Below are 19,145 nucleotides of genomic sequence, written 5' to 3'. Positions count from 1 at the left end.
ACTAAACCTCATGTGAAGAAGTAATTTCCGGAAAAACCAGATTTACTCGGGGTGTGCATTATGTTGTTCCAAAAGCAATCAACACAAGCTTATAAGGGATTTGGCTTAATGCACACCTCTCAATGATCTTGAGCGTATTTTGAATGATTTAACAATATCAATACATAACTAACTATCCCTACGGATTATCGCTGTAGGAGGGATTCGTAATTAATATTATCGACAAGGCAGCACATAGTATTTGTAGAAAAACGAAAAGGCAATGTTACAAACCCATCACCGAATCTGCTCAACCTCTTCCATGGTGTAATGCACAAAACATCTGCCTAGCTCTGTCAGCTCGTACTGCTCCACATCATCGAAGGCTGATTTGTATTTGCCGTTTTTAGGTGGTTTGGTGGCCGGCCTCTCACCTTCAAGGTAGGTACTCTTTTTAATCTGGCGGATGATGCCACCTGTGCTTAGGTCGCGGATGAGCAGCTTGTAAAGGTCTGCTTCGATGGAGTCTTCGGCAGGTTCTATACTGCTAATGTTGCTCCATATCTGCTTGCGGGTTATACTTTGATGCTTGTAAACTTCCCTGATCACCATAAAGTGGGTTTCGTGGTAGGTTTTGATCCAGTCGATGAATAAGCGAACCATATCGTCAGTAGACATGGTGGATGTGGATGCATTGGTCAGCAGCCTGCGAATACACTCTTTCTTCTCAGTGGTCTCGGCATCGTTCCATTCCCTGAAACCCTTTCGTACCAGACTTTGGTATTCTTCACTGGCAATTCTCTCCTGCGCCTCCGCACCAGCACTTTCAATTTTATCAAGTATCCTGAAAATAACATGAGCAAGCTCTTCTATCTTCCTTTGGTGCTCTTCCATCCATAGCCTTTGCAGGTCATTGATCCTCCCTTGTTCTCTTTCCGCATGAAATGCAGAACCAGCTCCAATAAAGCCTCCTATCCAGGGTATGTTGCTTAGCGCAGACACAATGAACCTCGTAAGCCTGGCTTTCTTTTCCTGGTCATTAATTTTTGCAAGTTTAGTTCTTAACTCCTCTATAGAGTCAAATGCCAAAGTTTCTGAGGTATTTACACTCATGGCTGGAAGGTACGGGATAAATTAATAATAGATAATGAAAGGAAGTTTTACACCAGGCCTGTGAAGCCCGGTGTAAAATGGTATTACTTAAGCGAAGCCAACACTTCGTAGTTCGCTTTGATGGTGTCGTCAGCTATGGATTTATCTACGGCTGTTGATACAAACAGGGTCTCAAACTGTGATGGAGGCAAATAAACGCCATGCTCAAGCATGCCTCTGAAATACTTTCCAAACAGTGCAGTATCGGAGGTTTTGGCAGAAGCAAAATCGGTTACTTTCTGGTCGGTGAAGAACAGGCTAACCATAGAACCCAACTGATTGATGGTATAGTTTAAGCCTAGTTTGTCAAGGTTTTCCTGAAAACCTTCGGCAATGTATTTGGTAATGTCTTCCAACTGCTGGTAAACCTCCGGGTGATCATTGAGGTGGTTTAGCATTGCCAATCCCGCAGACATAGCAATGGGGTTTCCTGAAAGCGTGCCCGCCTGATAAACAGGACCTGACGGGGAAACGTAATCCATAATTTCAGCACGGCCTCCATAAGCTCCTACCGGCATTCCTCCACCAATAATCTTACCCATAGTAGTAAGATCAGGCCTGATACCGAACAATTCCTGTGCTCCTCCTTTGGCCAGACGAAAACCGGTCATAACTTCATCAAAGATAAGCACGATGCCTTCCTGGTCACAAAGGTCTCTCAGCCCTTGAAGGTACCCCTCTTCAGGCAATACGCACCCCATGTTACCGGCAACAGGTTCCAGAATGATAGCTGCAATATTGCCTTTATTTTTGGATACCAGGTCTTTTACAGCCTGTAGATCATTGAAAGGGGCTGTTAAAGTATCTTCTGCTGTTCCCTTGGTAACACCGGGACTGTCAGGCGTACCCATAGTAGCTACTCCGCTACCTGCGGCTATCAGGAACGAATCCCCATGGCCGTGGTAACAGCCTTCAAATTTTATCATTTTATCGCGGCCGGTAAAGCCACGTGCCAGGCGCACTGCCGACATGGTAGCTTCCGTACCGGAGTTCACCATCCGCACTTTTTCTATGGAAGGCACCATTGATGTGATCAATTCGGCTATTTCAACTTCCTTAGCCGTGGGTGCCCCAAAGGACAATGAAGACTTTACGGCTTCTGTAACTGCTTTTTCAATAGCTTCGTTTCCGTGTCCTAATACCATCGGCCCCCATGAATTGATCAGGTCAACGTATTTGTTGCCATCTTCATCATACATATAAGCTCCTTTGGAGGACTTGATAAATAACGGGTCTCCTCCTACGGCTTTAAAGGCTCTTACAGGGGAGTTGACCCCTCCGGGAATGAATTTCTGTGCTTTTGAAAATAATTCTCTACTTCTTTCGATCTTCATTTTTATTTTCTTCTAGTTCATAAACTACCTCCAGGCCTTCATCTCCAAATTCCAGTATGGGAACGAGCTTATTGTCCTGAGAATTCTGGTAGCTATATCCAATCGTTAAATATCCTTTTAAAAATTTCTCTTCGTCCCAACCGATCTGAAAATACTTACCGTACTTGTTGAGGCTATGCCCCAGGAGGTGCATCATGTCATAACCTATCTCAGCATGTTGGGTTGGAGGCACTTTATGTTTCCTGACATACTGATCCCTGAATATTTCATAGGCATCAGTTTCCTTATGCATGTACATCGGGGCATACAATACAGCCCCAAGGCGGTAGTAAGCCTCATAGTTGATGACCGGCAGCTCCAGCCAATCGGCAGATCCGATTACCATGATAGAATCTCCCCTTGTCTCCACGGCACTGATCACTTTGGTAGAGATCAGGTCATTGTTTGAAGCCACAAAGATGTAACCGATACTATCTTGCGCCAGCCTCAGCCGGCCCTTAGCATCATCAGAAGCCATGTCTTTGATCCTTCCGCTTGCCACCAGGATATCCAGTATCTGGCGGGTTTCATCTTTCCGGATCTCCTTATTGATAATGATCTTAAACCCTTCTTTTTCAATTCTTTGCTTGAAAGCATGTGCCAGTGTGGAATCCCGGCTGTCTTCACCATAAAATATAACCCCTGTCTTACGTCTGGCATTTTTAGCCACATACTCTGCCATTTTCCGTCCAATGGTTTCATTGGTAGGTTGTAGCAGGAAAGAATAAGGATTAACCCCGATTACATCAGAATCGGTTGACAGCGGGTTGATCATATTGATCTTGTTCTTGAAAGAAAAATCCTGTACAAGCTGTCTGGGTTCGGAAAAGAAGGGTCCTACGATCAAATCCATACCTTTCATTTCTTCTCTTGCCAATATTCTGGCGGTAGCTGCACTGTCACGTTTGGTGTCGTAGGCAAACAGCTCCACATTAATGCCTTGCGCCTTTAAGGTGTCCATGGCGAGTTGCATCCCCTGGTATATATCCAGGATCAACTGGTTGATCTTTTTTCTTTCTGTAGGCTCCAGGCGGTTCATCAGGAATGGAAACAATACAGCCACTTTATATTTGTCTTTAAAAACTGACTCGTCAACCTTTACTAAATCCAGTCCTTTTTTATCGAGGTTAAATTTAGTGATCAGTTCGTCAAGCAGCTCCTGGTCCTGGTTTACAAGGGGTTGTTTAGCTATTTTCATAGCCAGAACCTCTCCTATCGCCTTTTCTTTCGGGTGGTTTTCATAAATTTCTTTCAGGGCTTCCACATCCTTTATCCCTGAAAAAGTATGGTGTTTCAGGTTATAGATGTTTTCCTGAAAGGTTTTGTCCTTAATTTCAGCCAGTACGTTTAGCCCCTGATTGTACTCAGCCGCTTCGAAATATATTTTTCCCAGCCAAAAGTTAACCTCGGGCATTTTAGACCATTTTGGAAAATATGATTTGATCTGCAAAAACATATTTTTCGCCAATGGCGGATAGCCATCTTTATAAGCCGCTACAGCATAGTAAAATGATGAATAAGCCGGGAACGGATTGCTCTCCTCCCGCTCAAGAAGTGGTTTAAAAGCTTCCATAGCCAGGCTGTACTTCGCATCATTAAACAGCTCCTTGGCATGAAGGTACTGCTGCTGATAGTTTACCTGAGTGTAAGCTTTAAAAGTGATAAACAACAGACAGACAACTACTAGTATTTTTGACAGTTTCATTCTCATGTTAAAATTCATATAAACCAGTGCCAGACTATACCACCCCGGATAAAAAGACGGTAATGCTTAGCCAATGATTTGAAGGTGTATTATTCCCACTCGATGGTGGCCGGTGGCTTGGAGCTGATATCGTAAACAACTCTGTTAACCCCTTTAACTGTATTTATAATCTCATTAGAAACATCGGCCAGAAAATCATAGGGTAAGTGGCACCAGTCTGCAGTCATCCCGTCAACACTGGTCACAGCCCTCAGGCTTACTACCTGCTCATAAGTACGCTCGTCACCCATCACACCCACTGACTGGATAGGAAGCAATATTGCTCCGGCCTGCCATACCTCATCATAAAGTCCGGCTTTTTTAAGGCCGTTGATAAAAATATGGTCTACCTGCTGCAGGATATGCACTTTTTGAGGTGTTATATCACCTAAAATCCTAATGCCTAATCCCGGCCCGGGGAAAGGATGCCTTCCCAGAATATTCTGATCTATTTCTAATGTTTTACCTACCAAACGCACTTCATCTTTAAATAGTGTGTTCAGCGGTTCCACAACCTTTAACTTCATAAAATCGGGCAACCCGCCCACATTGTGGTGCGATTTGATGGTTGCAGACGGCCCTTTAACAGAAACCGATTCGATCACATCAGGGTATATTGTACCCTGCCCGAGCCATTTTACATTCTGGATTTTATGGGCTTCATCATCAAACACTTCGATGAACACCCGCCCTATGGCCTTTCTCTTGTCCTCAGGATCGGTCAGTCCTTTAAGGGCATCGTAAAATTTATCTTTGGCATCAACACCTTTCACATTCAAACCCATGTCTTTGTATGAATGCAGAACGTCTTCAAACTCATGCTTACGCAAAAGGCCATTATCCACAAAGATGCAATGCAGGTTTTTACCAATGGCATGGTGTATCAGTGTAGCTGCAACAGAGGAGTCCACTCCTCCTGAAAGCCCCATCACTACTTTATCATCTCCCAACTGCTCTTTCAACGAAGCTATGGTAGCTTCCACAAAAATATCCGGGGTCCAGTCCTGCGCACACCCGCAGATGTGTACTACAAAATTTCTCAGTACCCTTTTACCTTCAAGGCTATGGGTAACTTCGGGATGGAACTGGATGCCATAGGTTTGCTCGTCCTTTTTCTTGAAAGCGGCAACTCTGACCGACGAGGTGCTGGCAATAACATCATAAGCATCAGGCAACTCTGATATGGTATCGCCGTGCGACATCCATACCTGAGAGTCGATGGAAATCTCCTTCATCAGCTCATTGTGCTGATCGACTTTAGAGAGTTTTGCACGTCCATATTCCCTTATTTCAGAAGGCAATACATTACCTCCACTTTTCTGTGCCATCAATTGGGCACCGTAACATACACCCAGTACGGGCACTTTGCCACAGTACATATCGATGTCTACATCAGGGGCATCTTCCTGTCTCACTGAGCAGGGACTGCCTGAAAAAATAACACCTTTAATATCGTCGGTAAGTTCCGGAGGATTGTTGAATGGGTGAATCTCACAATAAACGTTGAGTTCTCGTACTCGCCTCGCTATGAGCTGAGTATACTGGGAGCCAAAGTCCAGGATCAATATCTGTTCTGCCATGCTGCAAAAATAGTATGCCCGATGTGGAAATACTATTAATTTATAAAAAGATGCTGAACACAAAAATTGTGGAGCTGGTTACACATTCATAAGTGTTAATATTAATTTAAACCTTGTTAACATTGTTGGCACAATTTTTACTTCTTAATAAGAAAAATAACCAAAGTTTTATGATGCGAAAATTTATACACCTCAGCAGCAGCACATTGCTTTTAGCAGTTCTTGTGATATTCTCTTCATGTGATAAGAACGACAATTTCACCCCATTCTTTTCAGTAGAAGATGACAAAGCGCTTGGTGCGCAGGTAAGCCAGGAAATCGCGAACGACCCCTCGTTTGACCTGATTGCCCAAAACGAAAATCCTGACGCATACGCCTACATCAATGGTATGGTAAATGAAATACTCAGCAGCGAGGAGGTGGCTTATCGCGAAGAATTTGCCTGGGAGGTGACACTGATCGATAACGACAGTGTGCTTAATGCGTTTGCTACACCCGGAGGATACATCTACGTATACACCGGACTTATAAAATACCTGGAAACTGCAGATGCCCTGGCCGGGGTACTGGGTCACGAAATAGCCCACGCTGACTTGCGACATACCAGCAGAAACCTTCAAAAGCAATATGGTGTTTCCCTTCTTCTAAGCATTGCTCTCGGTGACGATCCTTCGGCGCTGCAGGAAATTGCCGGGCAGATAGCGGGTACTGTTGCCGGTTTAAAGTTTAGTCGCGAATTTGAGGCTGAGGCTGATGATGAGTCTGTATTATATTTGGCAGACACCAAATATGCCTGTAATGGGGCGGCTTTTTTCTTTCAAAGCTTGTTGGACGAAAATCAGGCTTCCCCACCTGAATTCCTAAGCACGCACCCCAGCCCGGAAAACAGGGTAGCTGATATTAACGCCACTGCCGATGAAGCAGGATGTGATACCAACCTGGCATCAGGCACAGAATATGATGCGTTTAAGGCACTGCTATAAAAGTGTATTACTAAAAAAGGCGGGTAAGATTTAAAGATCCTACCCGCCTTTTTTATATATCATCACCCGTTTACTTCTTCAAGCCCGGCTCCCTTTCCAAAAACTCATCATACAATTTCGTTTGTCTGCTTTCCATCGGAATTTTCCAGCCTTGTATGAACAAATGCCTGACCTGTGTCTTGGTTTCAAAAGGATCTCCATCAGTCACAAACACATTGGCAATTTTTCCTTTTTCCAAAGAACCCAGCTTGTCTGCTACGCCAAATATCTCGGCAGGTACAATGGTAATAGCTTTCAGTGCCTCTTCTTTGCCCATACCATACGTAGCTGCAAAGCCTGCATTGTAAGGCAAATTCCTGACGTTCTCAGCATCAGCAGTTTTTATGGCGACCTTCACTCCTGCTTTATGCATGATACCCGGATTGGCATAAGAACGATCGTACCGGTCATACTCACGGTTAGGGATGTTCAATACCGGCCCGGCTATAACTGGAATTTTGGCCTCAGCCAGCTCCTCAGCTACTCTCCATCCTTCTGAAACTCCGCTAAAAACCACCTTAACGTCCTTATCTGCTACCCATTCGATAGCAGCTTTTATATCATTGGCTGCATTTACTTCCACCAGCAAGGTTTTCTCTCCGCGCACCACAGGAAGTAAGTTTTCCATCTCCGGATAGTACTCCATATTCTCCTTACTGTTCTTAGCCCGAATGGCTGAATCAATCTGATAATAAGCCACTGCCTTTTCCCAGGCATCGTTGAGCTGCTTTAGTGCTTTCTCAGCATCCTTTTTTATATCTTCTTCCGACCTGCTGTCCCAGCGACCGCGCTTGCCCGTAGAGGGAAAACTCAAAACTACCGCTTCGAAGCCCGCGTACATTTGATCAGGAGTATAGCCATGAAGGTTTACCAGTGCAGCCGTGCCCGGAAACAGGCTACCGTCGGGAACAGTCAGAGCAGTAGTGACACCGCTGATCCTGGTTACTGGTATCAGCACTGAATTAGGATTGATCGCTGTCAGCGCTTTCATCTGCGGGATAACATCACCTATTTCGTTGTAATCACGGGTACGGGCATCAGAACCTACTTCAACAAGCCCCAGCCTGGAGCCCCCTTCGATCATACCTGGATAAACAGAAAGACCCGTGCAGTCAATCACCTCCGCGCCTTCGGGAATCGTTACATCTGTACCCAGGGCAGAAATTTTACCATCCGCAATAATCAGTGTGCCGTTGGCAATTGTACCATTGGTAACCGTAACCAGGCTGGCGTTGGTGAGAGCGAATGTTCCGGTTTTGCCTTTCGCGTTTTGCGCCTCAGCCCATTGAACGGCAAATAAGATCAGGCCAAGAAATATATATTTAAAATTCTTCATGTCTCTCTGCATTATTCGTGAAATAAAAATTCAGCATCCTGCATGCATCTGTCCCCGGCATGCCCTGTTTCATGTAATGTAACATCGATCGTTTCCTTCGGGTCGGCATAAATCCGCATATCGTCTGCATCATTCTCCCTGTCAAATTCCACCACACCATCTACAATAGTCATCATCGGTATGGTGTAGATCGATAATGGGTGGTTCTTAAATATGGCAATGTCTCCATCCTTGCCTTCTTCTATGGAGCCTACTCTGCTTTCGATTCCTAATTGCTTTGCAGGGTTGATGGTGATCATGGACAGGGCGTCGTTATCAGACAAGCCTCCATATTTCTGGGTTTTGGCCGCCTCGTGGTAAAGGTGGCGGATCAACTCGCCACTGTCGGAGTTAATGGACGTAACTACACCATTTTTGTGCAGAATAGTAGCATTGTAAGCTGTAGAGTAATACACTTCGAACTTATAAGCCCACCAGTCTGAAAATACGGAAGCCATAGCCCCAAACTCTGCCAGCTCCGGTGCCACTTTAAATCCTTCGTTGACATGTTGAAAAACAAGTTTCTTTATTCCGAAATCTTTAAACACCTGCATGAGCATATAGATCTCATCAGCACGGTAAGAGTGGCAGTGAACGATAATCTCTCCTCTCAGTATATCCGCCAGGGTTTCGAGCCTGAGGTCGTATTGCGGGGCAGTACCTTTGAAACCTTTCTTGTTTTTATTGACATTATAATCATCCCACTTCTTCATGTATTCCCTGGCTTCGGAGAACGAGCTTCTGAAAACAGCTTCCACGCCCATTCTCGTTCTGGGCACAATACCACTACCTCCGCCATGCACTCTTGTAGGGTTCTCCCCCAGGGCAAATTTTATGGTACGGGGTGCTTCCTTCATTCTCAGCACATCGGGATCAACCGTTCCATACCTGTGCTTAATCGTTTCGCTTTCCCCGCCGATGGCATTTGCAGAACCATGCAAAGCATGTGATATAGTGACTCCTCCGGCCAGCGCCCTGTAAATAGAAACATCCATGGGGTTGATAGCGTCACCAGTCCAAACCTCGGCTGTAACCGGGCTGGTGGCTTCATTTACGGCATCGAGCGCAATATGAGAGTGCGCATCAATAATGCCGGGCATCACATACATGCCTGTGGCATCTATAGTGCGGGCACCTTTGGGGGCATTCAATCCTTTGCCGATCTTGCTTATAATACCATCTTTGATCAGCACATCCGTGGCTTCCAGTGTGCCGTTGGTGATGGTCAGCACTGTACCGTTCTTGATCAATACCGTTCCTTTTTGCTGGGCTTGTGCTACCAGTGAGAAAAGGAGTAGTAAAACTATTGTTGTATATTTTTTCATGTTAAAGCGCTTTTAATATTATTTCTCCGGTGTCCTTTCTCCTTCTATCGGATAACTGCCATAGTCACCGGCAGTCATAGTTCCTTCAAATGTATCTTCATCAACAGTTACCAATACATCAATTAATACTGCATTGCCATCAATAACCACCGTAAACGAAAAGGATAGCTGATCACCATCTACTGAGATATCCGACAGGTCATTGGTGTCGCCGCTTACAGTGCTGCTGATGGTGCCAGAATAATCATCCTCTTCTCCATTAATGATAATATCTCCGGTATGGACTCCTTGTGGTGTTTCGGTGTTGTATGTCCATTTGCCGGCAACCTTCACCGCGTCTCCGTTCTTTTTCGGCTTCGGCTCATCCTTGTACTCAAACATTTTACCATCTACGAAAACATATTTCACTTTTGACTCCTTGTCAAAATATGATTTATCAGTAATTACCAGATTGGCGATTTTGCCATTGTCCAGTGTGCCCATGGTAGCGGAAAGCCCGAGCAATTGGGCTGGTGAAGTGGTGAGTGCAGCCAGGGCAGCATCTTCGCTCAAGCCGTTTTCAACGAGTTTCGACAGGTTAGCCCTTATATCTTTGGACTTGGCCTCTAAAGTTGAAAATCCAAATATCATCCCCTGGCTGTGTAGAAGCGCTGGTTGCTGGTAGTACTTTTTGATCATTGCATCTTTTCTGGCCTGTAGCCGTTGCTTTTCAAGGTCTGAATCAGATCTCACCTCTTCTTTTTTATCCTCCGCCCGGGTAGTGTCTGTTTCACTCTTTTTTTCCTCCATTTCAGGAAGATCAAGGGACAGGAACAATTTTGCCCCTGAGTTTTTGATTTTTTCTGATATATCCCAGCCTTGCTTTACATCAGCAAGTATGAGATTAAAACCTAGCTGGCTTTTTAAATCGAGTACACGCTGTATGGAAAGTACATCTTCAGCTTTAAAAACCACCGGCAATTGCTTGTCGATAACAGGATAAAAGGCCTCGAGTATACGATCTGAAACGGGGCGCTCCATGCCGGCAGCACTCTGGATATACCGGGCATTGTAGGCTTTGGCTTGTTCTGCCTGGCGGTACAGCCCTCGGTATTTGGCCATAACCCCGATCACGGTATTGGGATAGATGCCCGGGGCACCGCTCAACTGGCTGAACAGGGAGACCTGCTGCTTGTATACCATAGCATCGGGAGTTTCCCCGGCGTGCAGTATGATGGCACCCTGGCCTGGCAGCATTCTGCCATGGGGCACTGCATGAGAAACTGCAAACCCTAACCTTCGCATTTCATCTACCGACTTATCACTTGGGTCAAGCATATTCCGTACATCTTTCTGCGGCTCTATACCTGCAATATCATTGGGAGGATTGCCCGGGTCTTTAACTTTTTTACTGAGGTCTTCCTCTCTGGGCTTGGGTACACCGGTATGTGACAAGCCATCTATGAACCCTGCATACACATACAGGGAGTCTGCCTGAATGATCCTTGCCCCGGCGGGAATATCAATATTTTTACCAACGGCTGTAATGATCCCGTTCTTAATGATCAACACTCCTTCGTCGATCACCCGCCCGGGAGCCTGAATAATGCGTGCATTTTTAATAGCATAGGTACGCGTTACAGGAGCCATCTCATTACTCTGTCCATCAGACGTTAAATAGGATAACCCCAGAAAGAGTATCAACAATGCCCTGCGCATAAACACTAACTTTAATCCTGTCATTGATTTCAAAATTTTAAAAACTATATGGGGAAATAAGGATAGGAAAATAAACCTCAGATTTAAAGTGATTAATATACGAACGGTTGTTTAACCATAGAAAAAAGGGATAGTCCAATTTTCCGGGAAGGTATAAATCCAGACATGTGTATCTGGACCTTACTTTGTGAGATGGCAGTTGGCAAACCGGCCCAAATCACAGAACTGTTCATTAGCACACATTTTTTCAACATATTCATTTACCTGCATCGATCTTTAAGTTGCGACTTTAGGCTTTTATCCTGTTACTCCTCAGGTTTTGTTCTTGACTGAAAAAACAGTACGCACATTTTACAGTTCAGTACATACATCCTGCAGTTGACTACCATTGCTTATATAAGTGTGTAACTAATGGCGATTATTGTATCGTAATAGAAGGTAAAACAAAGTCAAAAACATGAGCAAAGGTCAAAAACTCAAAAACAACACGAACCTTACGGGGTTCATGAAAAGGATAGGGCTTATAGCAGTCATCCTGTCCTTTTCATTCTATGCTTTCAGCCAAAAGGTAGTTGTAAAGACGGAGGAGAAGGTAGTAGTAACTGACAACAAACACATCCGGAAGGTATCAACCTCCAATGGCCTGCAAAGCTTCAATATTGAGTATAAAGGAAAAATTGAGGTTACGGATGACGACAGGGACGTCAAATCCATATCTCCGGGCGGCTATCTTGAGATCAGCAAGACTACTTTCGGCAGCCGAAGGTCAATAATGATAGAGGCCACATCAAACGGCCTGCGCAGGGAATACTACGAAGGACGGACAAAAACAGCCTATGACCCTGCCGGTAAAAAGTGGCTGGCAGAAATACTTCCGGAAGTAGTGAGGTCTACAGGTATAGCTGCGGAAAGCCGTGTGAACAGGTTTTACAGGCAAGGTGGCGTAGATGCTGTGATGAATGAAATCTCCCGGCTCGAAAGTGACTATGTAAGGTCAATCTATGGCAAACTGCTGCTCAAAAAAGACGGGCTTTCTGATAATGACCGGATAACCGCAGTTCAGAAACTATCGAGAGAGATTGACTCTGATTACTATCTCTCTGAGATGCTCAAAGATAACTCTGCGGGCTTTCTGAAAAATGATAAAACGGCTGAGGCTTATTTTGATGCGGTGTCCAATATTGGCAGCGATTATTATTCTGCCGAGGTTTTGAAAGATGCCCTGAGGGAGCACAAAGCTTCGGCTACCTCTATTGCCAGGATCATGAAGGCCAGTAAAAATATTGGTTCAGACTATTATCAGACTACCGTATTAAGCAATGTGCTGGAGCAGGATAATATTGACGGGCCGGTATTGGCGGAAATTATTTATACCACAAAGAATATTGGTTCGGATTATTATCAAACGCAAATACTTAGCAAGGCCTTAGAGAAACGTGAGTTATCCGACGAATCTTTCAACAGCATCCTGGATGCAATATCCGATGTAAGCTCGGACTACTACATGGCCACGGTTTTTACCAAACTACTTGATAACAAGCTACATGAAAATGTGAATACAAAGCTCATCATTCTGGTAGATGAAAAAATGTCGTCTGACTACTACGCCTCCTCCGTACTCAGCAAAATAGCCACGGAGCAGGACCTGAATGATCAGGCCCTCGAACGGCTGGCATCCGCTATTGAGAAACTGGGCTCGTCCAATTATGCAGCAGAGGTCATTAAAAAGGCTGCGGACTCAGGCAATTTATCAAAAAAGACATTGCTATCGCTGATAAAGGCCACCAGCTCCATAAGTTCCGATTACTATGCTTCAAGTGCGCTCCAGTCATTGGCACCACATGTCAAAACCAGTGACAAGGAAGTAAAGGATGCCTACAGGGCCGCCGCCAAAAATATTAGCTCGGATACCTACTATGGCCAGGCCATGCGGGCCATAGATTAAGTGGGTCTTTAACAGATAAGACCAGGCATGTTCAATAACAACAAACGTCAGTAATAGCTTCAAAATAATCAGCAAAAATGATTATTTTGAGGCTGTTATGGCAAAAATTCTCAACAGGTTAGTTTCGGGGTATATGCGTAAATTCTGGTTGGGGTTTGTCATCTCCACAATCGTAGGCTTTCTCTACTTTCTTTATCTGTTTTACAGTGAAGAGGGTTACCTGCCCACGATCACAAAAAATTATCCATACTTACTGGCCAGCATCATTACGGCCAATATCATTGCTGTTTTGATCTACAGTACAGATGTCTTCCTCAACAGAAGGCTGCCCTGGCACGAGCACCTTTCTGCAAGGCTGGTGATCGGGCTGGTAAAGAACCTCGCCATTTCCATTGGGGTTATATTCTTATCAGGAAGCATATTGGCGGCCATTGAGTTTGACGGGTTCGATTTCGACTTTTTATGGGTGCTGTATTCTGATACTTCGATCAAGCTGATCATCATCACCCTGATAGCAGTGGTTTTGTACTCGCTGATCTATTTTGCCCTATTTTCATACAACCAATATGCCGTAGTCCATATCGATGCGGTAAAAAATCAGCGCAAACAGCTCAAACTCCAGTTTGATGCACTGAAAAGCCAGCTCAGTCCCCACTACTTATTCAACAGCCTCAACACTATTTCTTCTTTAATTTTCAAAGACCCCTCCCTGGCTGAGGATTTTATACGACGGCTTGCCTCTACCTATCAGTACATACTGGACAACAACCAGCGGCAATACGTAACGCTGCAGGAAGAAGTGGAGTTTGTTAAATCTTACAATTACCTGCTCAAGGTGAGGTTTGAAAATAACCTGCATCTGGACATTAACCTGCCTCCCAACATTATGGAATCCAAAATGCCACCACTAACCTTGCAGATGCTGGTGGAAAATGCCGTCAAGCATAACGTAATCTCCAAAGACCAGCCTGTGAGCATCTACATCAGTGCTATAGACAACACCGATATAAAAGTGACCAACACCAAAACCAGGACTCCTGCGCATGTCAGCTCATTGCATGTAGGCCTGGACAATATTAAAAAGCGGTACAGCTATTTTACTGATAAAGACATCAAAATAGAGGACGGAAGCAGGTTCACGGTGAAACTGCCAGTAATTAAAGATGAGCTTTCAAAAACGGCCTGATCATGAAAACATTATTGATAAACAATACCTTATTCCGAATTCTGACCCCGCCGTTTTATGGGATACTGGTCTATTTGCTGATCCTGCTCATCAACAACAATGTATCCCAGGTCTCGGAGATCTTTACCGGGCAGGAAGTCTATGCGTGTATAGGGTTAAGCTATTTATTATTTGAAACACTGCGGCTAAATATCAAATTGACTGACTCGTTTCTTGCTTCACAAAGCGATGGCATAAGTAAGATCATCATTCAAAGTATCAGTGGCTTGCTGTTATCGCTGATCGTAATATCAACTGCCATTTCTGCTTATTTTAACTATGTGCTGTCGTTTAGCATCACCGATACGCAACTGATCATTTTTAATTCCATTTATGGTGTATCCAGTTTGCTTTACAACCTGCTCTACTTCAGCAATTACTACTTATACAAGCAAAACCTGAACAGGCTTGAAAATGAGAAAATATTAACGGAAACGCTTAAAAGCGAACTGGGCCAGTTCAAAAATGAAGTAAACCCAAGGCTTTTGTACGATAGCCTTGAAACGCTGATCACCCTCATCCATAAAAACGCGGAAGAGGCCGAGGATTATATCGACCATCTCTCCATGGTATACCGATACATTCTAAGCCATAGAAAAGTAGAACTCGCAAGCCTGCAACAGGAAATAAAAGCAGTGAACAACATCATATACCTTCTCAACTACCTTTATGACAACAAAATCTCATTAAAAACATCCCTATCGCCGGAGCATGCGGAGATGCCTGTGGTGCCGGGTACGCTGCCGGGGCTGGTAGAGTCAGTGATCCGAAGTACTATTATCAACAAATACAATCCTCTGCTTCTGGAACTTAATATTGAAGAGCAGGATGGCTACCTTGTACTACAGAACAAACTCAATGAAAAACTAATTGTGGATGCCGATAAAAAGGATATTTTTGACAATGTGCAACAGTCGTACAGCTACTACAGCGAGAAACCGGTGGTTCAGGTAAAGGCATATAATTTTAATTACATAAAAATACCTATACTTGAAGTTGTGAGTTGACTTCTGCCCGAACCGGTGAGCCATAACAGGAGATCATAAGCCTATGAATGTATTAATAATAGAAGACGAAGTACCTGCAGCAGAAAAACTGGAAAGATACCTGAACCGCTATGACAGTGATATTACGGTGCTGGAAAAGCTCACGTCTGTTCAGGATTCGGTGGCGTGGCTAAAGCAAAACCAGGAGCAGGTGGAGCTTATCTTCATGGACATTCAGCTTACTGACGGCAAAAGCTTTGATATATTCAAAGAGGTGACCATAAACAAGCCTATCATTTTCATCACGGCTTATGATGATTACGCTATCGAGGCTTTTAAAGTCAACAGCATCGATTACCTCCTGAAACCCATTACATTTGACGACCTGAACCAGGCTATGGAAAAGCTGGCTTCCTTAAGAAAAAACCTGGGCAGTTCAACACAGAACCTCGGCGACCTGAACGAGGCCTTACAAACCCTGAGCAAAAAAAGCTATAAAACGAGGTTCATGGTCAAGCTTGGAGAACATATAAAATCTGTTATTACAGATGATATAGAACTTTTTTATGCAGAGGGACGAACAGTATACCTGTACACTTCGCAAAACAGAAAATTTATCATCGATTATAAACTGGAGGAGTTGGAAGAGCTTTTAGACCCTGTACAGTTTTTCAGGGCCAACCGTTCATTTATTCTGAATATCAATGCCATTGACGATGTGGTGGTCTACTCCAGCAGCAGGCTCAAAGTAACCCCGCGACTGGATATAGATAAGGAAATTATAGTAAGCCGTGAAAAGGTTGCTGCTTTTAAAGACTGGTTTAACGGGTTATAAGGGCCTTTTGATCAGCTATTATTCAAACAGTTTCGTATCCTCTTTGTCCCCTGCCAGCCGCACCATTTTACTGTATTTCATACCCAGCTTTTCGAGAAGTTTTCCCGAACGGGAATTATCAGGAGAGGTGATGGCCACAATTCTTCTTAGTCCCAGCGCTGTTTTTCCATAATTGAGCACTGCAAAGGCTGACTCATAGGCATACCCCATACCTGTATACTCCGGCAGAAATGCGAAGCCGATATCAGGATCATTCAAAGTGTCCCTTTTTAATATTCCACACATACCTATGGGAGTATTATCTTTCAACTTTACCAGGTAAAGCCCAAAACCATTGGTCTCGTAACTTTTCATGGGGCCCTCAATAATATATTTCCGGGCATCATCCATATTTTTCACCCCCCGGTCACCGATATGCTGCAACCAAGAGGGCTCATTGACCAGCCTGAGCACGAATGGAGCGTCATCTACAATCAATTTGGACATTATCAGTCGCTCGGTTTCAATTACATTTTCTGCTGGTGCTGTCATTTTTCTTCGGCCATGTTTAGCAAAGTATTTACTGTTTTCCAGTTTCTGGTAGTAGCGGTCACTTTCAGTTTGCTCTCAAAAAAGTTATTGGTAAGCTTCGTCCGTCCATAGCCGTTGGGGCAAAACAGGTATATCGACTCACCTATTATTTTAAACTCATCAGGAAGAAATCCTGAATCATCAATTTTCATGACGTTTTCATCGGCAGGGGGTTCTGCCAGAAAGGTTACATGTAGTTTGGCAGGGTCTTCACTCCTTCCAATCAGGAAAGGATTACTGTCTATAACTTGTTTCAATTCTTCTGCCCCAGTGACAACCACAGGCACTTCATAGCCATAATCATCCATGATCTTTTGTTCAAGTTGTTTGGCCAAAGTCAATGGGTCTGTCTCTTTATAGTCAAAAACAATATTGCCACTCTGTATATATGTTCTTACTTTCTCAAAACCAAAATCAGTCAACTTTGTACGAAGGTCATCCATTTTGATTTTTTTGGTTCCGCTTACGTTGATACCCCGAAGGATTGCTATATATGTCTGCATTAATAAATTAAAATTTATTCAGGCTTTTCAATTTTAGTTACCGCCACAACCTTTCTGCTAAAGGCATATTTAAAATAAAGTAGCAAAGCGCTCAAAAAACAAATAAAGCCATTGGCAAGAATTACCGGCCAGAGGTTAAGCGCAATACCATAGGTTAGCCAGACGAGCGTACTTGCAAAGACGATAAGCATCATGTATAGGCTCAAATCGCCAACACTTTTCGTCTTCCATACTTTGTAGACCTGCGGCACAAATGTAATGCTGCTCAGCAGGGCGCCGGTATGTCCGGCTATTTCTATCCAGTTCATGCTTTAAATATCGCTTATAAGTGATAATAAACGAAACGTTTTGGCAATAGTTGGTTTACTGACCTGGGATGGAGGATATAGCTCATTTCTTTGGAAACACTAAATTTTAGCTCTGTGCCTGACAGACAGTTATTATTAAGCAATCGGCAAAAGCAGTTGGCAACCCTGGCAGAAGAGTAATAGAAGTGGTTTACTGATTTTCATTAGCAAACTTTCAAAGTTGGAGCTATACGCAATTCCAGCCCTGAAAAGGGCATAATCTAACAGCAAAAGGTGTAGCCTTTCGTCATAAAACACACCTGGTCAAAAGGTCTGAAAGGCTGGGATTACCACGGCCTGAGGACATTACTACTTGCCCGTGCGACAGAGCGATCCAGCTTTACCAAACTTTCGAAAGTTTAGTAAAGCCGCGGTTTAGCTCTATTAGATATCTCAAAGGCATCCTCCATTATTGCCGATTAAACAATTAATTGATAAACACCTTCCATTTTTCCGCACAACATTGAAGCGGATTTTTGTAATCGGCCTATCTTTAGGGCTGAACTCAAGGTTTATGGGATTAAAAATTCTGGTCATACGCTTTTCATCCATTGGTGATATTGTACTTACCACTCCGGTGGTTCGCAATTTGAAAGTCCAGCTCGATGATGCGCAGATTCATTATTGCACCAAATATCAGTTCCGCTCCATCATAGAGCCCAATGTGTATGTGGATAAGGTGCATTACCTGCAAGACAGTTTGAAAGACCTGATCAGAACACTTAAAGCTGAAAAGTTTGACTACATCATAGACCTGCACACCAATTTGCGTACACGGATCATCAAAGCCCGGCTTGGGGTCAAGAGTTACTCGTTTGACAAACTCAATTGGGAAAAATGGCTTATGGTTAATTTAAAGATCAATAAGCTGCCCAATAAGCACATTGTAGACCGCTACATGGAAACCGTGGCACCTTTAGGTATTAAAATGGACAGCCTGGGGCTCGATTATTTTATTCCCGACAAGGACATAGTGCCTCTGGACTGGCTCCCTGAAACCCACCGAAAGGGGTATATTGCTTATGCCATTGGGGCCCAGCACAACACCAAAAAGCTGCCACTCAAAAGAATGATCGAGCTTTGTGACAAGATCAACAAACCCATAGTACTACTGGGAGGCCCTGATGATGCGGAGACTGCGGAGGCCATCGTGAAGTTTTTTGAGAAGACCGAAAAATCGGCACCAATGGAGGAAGGCCTGACAAGAATGAACAAGAAGGCACTCATCTATAATGCCTGCGGCAAATACAACCTCAACCAGTCCGCCTCACTGGTGAAGCAGGCAAAATATGTATTTACCCATGACACAGGCCTAATGCATATCGCTGCTGCATTTAAGAAGGAGATCTTCAGCATCTGGGGCAATACCATTCCTTTGTTTGGCATGTATCCTTACAGGACCAAATTTACCGTATTTGAAAACAATAAAATAAATTGCCGTCCATGCTCAAAAATTGGATATTCCAAATGCCCTAAGGGACATTTT

The 19,145-nt window shown here is 43.9% G+C and carries 16 protein-coding genes; 6 read left to right on the top strand and 10 right to left on the bottom strand.

Translation table 11 applies throughout. From position 1 onward, the window contains the following. Positions 1-276: 276 nt before the first annotated feature. From E1163_RS23255 to guaA, 4 genes are all read right to left on the bottom strand, one after another. A complete protein-coding gene (locus E1163_RS23255; protein WP_155174873.1) occupies positions 277-1,092 on the bottom strand; it encodes a hypothetical protein in 816 nt (271 codons plus the stop codon). Positions 1,093-1,175: 83 nt separating this feature from the next. Continuing rightward, the gene (gene hemL / locus E1163_RS23250) at positions 1,176-2,465 is read right to left on the bottom strand and encodes a glutamate-1-semialdehyde 2,1-aminomutase (protein ID WP_155174872.1); all 1,290 of its coding nucleotides are present in this window, start codon (positions 2,463-2,465) and stop codon (positions 1,176-1,178) included. Further along, entirely contained in the window at positions 2,446-4,209 is a 1,764-nt protein-coding gene (locus E1163_RS23245; RefSeq protein WP_185156186.1) for an ABC transporter substrate-binding protein, read from the bottom strand. Before E1163_RS23245 ends, hemL begins: the two co-directional genes overlap by 20 nt. A gap of 89 nt (positions 4,210-4,298) precedes the next feature. Further along, the gene (gene guaA / locus E1163_RS23240; RefSeq protein ID WP_155174870.1) at positions 4,299-5,828 is read right to left on the bottom strand and encodes a glutamine-hydrolyzing GMP synthase; all 1,530 of its coding nucleotides are present in this window, start codon (positions 5,826-5,828) and stop codon (positions 4,299-4,301) included. Between the two features lie 173 nt (positions 5,829-6,001). Here guaA and E1163_RS23235 point away from each other — a divergent pair, with 173 nt between their 5' ends. Further along, positions 6,002-6,811: a M48 family metalloprotease gene (locus tag E1163_RS23235; protein WP_185156187.1), complete on the top strand. Its 810-nt coding sequence runs from the start codon at positions 6,002-6,004 to the stop codon at positions 6,809-6,811. Positions 6,812-6,881: 70 nt separating this feature from the next. On the opposite strand, the gene E1163_RS23230 is transcribed toward E1163_RS23235, so the two are convergent. Genes E1163_RS23230 through E1163_RS23220 form a run of 3 tightly spaced genes read right to left on the bottom strand, consistent with a single transcriptional unit; the run spans position 6,882 to position 11,272 of the window. Continuing rightward, complete coding sequence (locus tag E1163_RS23230) at positions 6,882-8,186, bottom strand: amidohydrolase family protein (RefSeq protein ID WP_155174868.1); 1,305 nt, start codon at positions 8,184-8,186, stop codon at positions 6,882-6,884. 11 nt (positions 8,187-8,197) lie between these two features. Continuing rightward, positions 8,198-9,550, bottom strand: coding sequence for an amidohydrolase (locus E1163_RS23225; RefSeq protein ID WP_155174867.1), 1,353 nt, complete (start codon positions 9,548-9,550; stop codon positions 8,198-8,200). 18 nt (positions 9,551-9,568) lie between these two features. Further along, on the bottom strand, positions 9,569-11,272 hold the full coding sequence (locus E1163_RS23220) for an amidohydrolase family protein (RefSeq protein WP_155174866.1): 1,704 nt from the start codon (positions 11,270-11,272) through the stop codon (positions 9,569-9,571). A gap of 433 nt (positions 11,273-11,705) precedes the next feature. Between E1163_RS23220 and E1163_RS23215 the strand changes: the two genes are divergently transcribed. From E1163_RS23215 to E1163_RS23200, 4 genes are all read left to right on the top strand, one after another. Continuing rightward, positions 11,706-13,193, top strand: a complete 1,488-nt coding sequence (locus E1163_RS23215; RefSeq protein WP_155174865.1) for a hypothetical protein — start codon at positions 11,706-11,708, stop codon at positions 13,191-13,193. A 97-nt stretch (positions 13,194-13,290) separates the two neighbouring features. Next, positions 13,291-14,379, top strand: a complete 1,089-nt coding sequence (locus E1163_RS23210; RefSeq protein WP_155174864.1) for a sensor histidine kinase — start codon at positions 13,291-13,293, stop codon at positions 14,377-14,379. A 2-nt stretch (positions 14,380-14,381) separates the two neighbouring features. Next, on the top strand, positions 14,382-15,425 hold the full coding sequence (locus E1163_RS23205) for a histidine kinase (protein WP_155174863.1): 1,044 nt from the start codon (positions 14,382-14,384) through the stop codon (positions 15,423-15,425). 43 nt (positions 15,426-15,468) lie between these two features. Then, a complete protein-coding gene (locus tag E1163_RS23200) occupies positions 15,469-16,239 on the top strand; it encodes a LytR/AlgR family response regulator transcription factor (RefSeq protein WP_155174862.1) in 771 nt (256 codons plus the stop codon). Between the two features lie 18 nt (positions 16,240-16,257). On the opposite strand, the gene E1163_RS23195 is transcribed toward E1163_RS23200, so the two are convergent. The 3 genes from E1163_RS23195 to E1163_RS23185 are packed head-to-tail and all read right to left on the bottom strand — an operon-like array spanning position 16,258 to position 17,620. Continuing rightward, positions 16,258-16,770: a GNAT family N-acetyltransferase gene (locus tag E1163_RS23195; RefSeq protein ID WP_155174861.1), complete on the bottom strand. Its 513-nt coding sequence runs from the start codon at positions 16,768-16,770 to the stop codon at positions 16,258-16,260. Further along, positions 16,767-17,312 (bottom strand): DUF1697 domain-containing protein, encoded by a 546-nt coding sequence (locus E1163_RS23190; RefSeq protein WP_155174860.1) that lies wholly within the window; start codon positions 17,310-17,312, stop codon positions 16,767-16,769. The genes E1163_RS23195 and E1163_RS23190 overlap by 4 nt, the downstream gene beginning before the upstream one ends. Positions 17,313-17,326: 14 nt before the next feature. Further along, positions 17,327-17,620 (bottom strand): SemiSWEET family sugar transporter, encoded by a 294-nt coding sequence (locus tag E1163_RS23185; RefSeq protein WP_155174859.1) that lies wholly within the window; start codon positions 17,618-17,620, stop codon positions 17,327-17,329. Positions 17,621-18,173: 553 nt separating this feature from the next. Here E1163_RS23185 and E1163_RS23180 point away from each other — a divergent pair. After that, positions 18,174-19,145, top strand: a 972-nt coding sequence (locus tag E1163_RS23180; RefSeq protein ID WP_155174874.1) for a glycosyltransferase family 9 protein, incomplete at its 3' end; no start/stop codon positions are given.

The sequence above is a fragment of the Fulvivirga kasyanovii genome (genome assembly GCF_009711405.1).
Lineage (GTDB): Bacteria > Bacteroidota > Bacteroidia > Cytophagales > Cyclobacteriaceae > Fulvivirga > Fulvivirga kasyanovii.
The sequence above is the reverse complement of the archived record's forward strand: the minus strand, read 5'-3'. Positions and strand labels throughout refer to the sequence as shown.

What these genes read in the sequence shown, in the direction of transcription:
- E1163_RS23225 (WP_155174867.1), bottom strand. Translation starts at nt 9,550, where the DNA reads ATGAAAAAATATACAACAATAGTTTTACTACTCCTTTTCTCACTGGTA.
- E1163_RS23220 (WP_155174866.1), bottom strand. Translation starts at nt 11,272, where the DNA reads ATGACAGGATTAAAGTTAGTGTTTATGCGCAGGGCATTGTTGATACTC.
- E1163_RS23255 (WP_155174873.1), bottom strand. Translation starts at nt 1,092, where the DNA reads ATGAGTGTAAATACCTCAGAAACTTTGGCATTTGACTCTATAGAGGAG.
- hemL (WP_155174872.1), bottom strand. Translation starts at nt 2,465, where the DNA reads ATGAAGATCGAAAGAAGTAGAGAATTATTTTCAAAAGCACAGAAATTC.
- E1163_RS23245 (WP_185156186.1), bottom strand. Translation starts at nt 4,209, where the DNA reads ATGAAACTGTCAAAAATACTAGTAGTTGTCTGTCTGTTGTTTATCACT.
- E1163_RS23190 (WP_155174860.1), bottom strand. Translation starts at nt 17,312, where the DNA reads ATGCAGACATATATAGCAATCCTTCGGGGTATCAACGTAAGCGGAACC.
- E1163_RS23185 (WP_155174859.1), bottom strand. Translation starts at nt 17,620, where the DNA reads ATGAACTGGATAGAAATAGCCGGACATACCGGCGCCCTGCTGAGCAGC.
- E1163_RS23235 (WP_185156187.1), top strand. Translation starts at nt 6,002, where the DNA reads ATGCGAAAATTTATACACCTCAGCAGCAGCACATTGCTTTTAGCAGTT.
- E1163_RS23210 (WP_155174864.1), top strand. Translation starts at nt 13,291, where the DNA reads ATGGCAAAAATTCTCAACAGGTTAGTTTCGGGGTATATGCGTAAATTC.
- E1163_RS23195 (WP_155174861.1), bottom strand. Translation starts at nt 16,770, where the DNA reads ATGACAGCACCAGCAGAAAATGTAATTGAAACCGAGCGACTGATAATG.
- E1163_RS23230 (WP_155174868.1), bottom strand. Translation starts at nt 8,186, where the DNA reads ATGAAGAATTTTAAATATATATTTCTTGGCCTGATCTTATTTGCCGTT.
- E1163_RS23205 (WP_155174863.1), top strand. Translation starts at nt 14,382, where the DNA reads ATGAAAACATTATTGATAAACAATACCTTATTCCGAATTCTGACCCCG.
- guaA (WP_155174870.1), bottom strand. Translation starts at nt 5,828, where the DNA reads ATGGCAGAACAGATATTGATCCTGGACTTTGGCTCCCAGTATACTCAG.
- E1163_RS23200 (WP_155174862.1), top strand. Translation starts at nt 15,469, where the DNA reads ATGAATGTATTAATAATAGAAGACGAAGTACCTGCAGCAGAAAAACTG.
- E1163_RS23215 (WP_155174865.1), top strand. Translation starts at nt 11,706, where the DNA reads ATGAGCAAAGGTCAAAAACTCAAAAACAACACGAACCTTACGGGGTTC.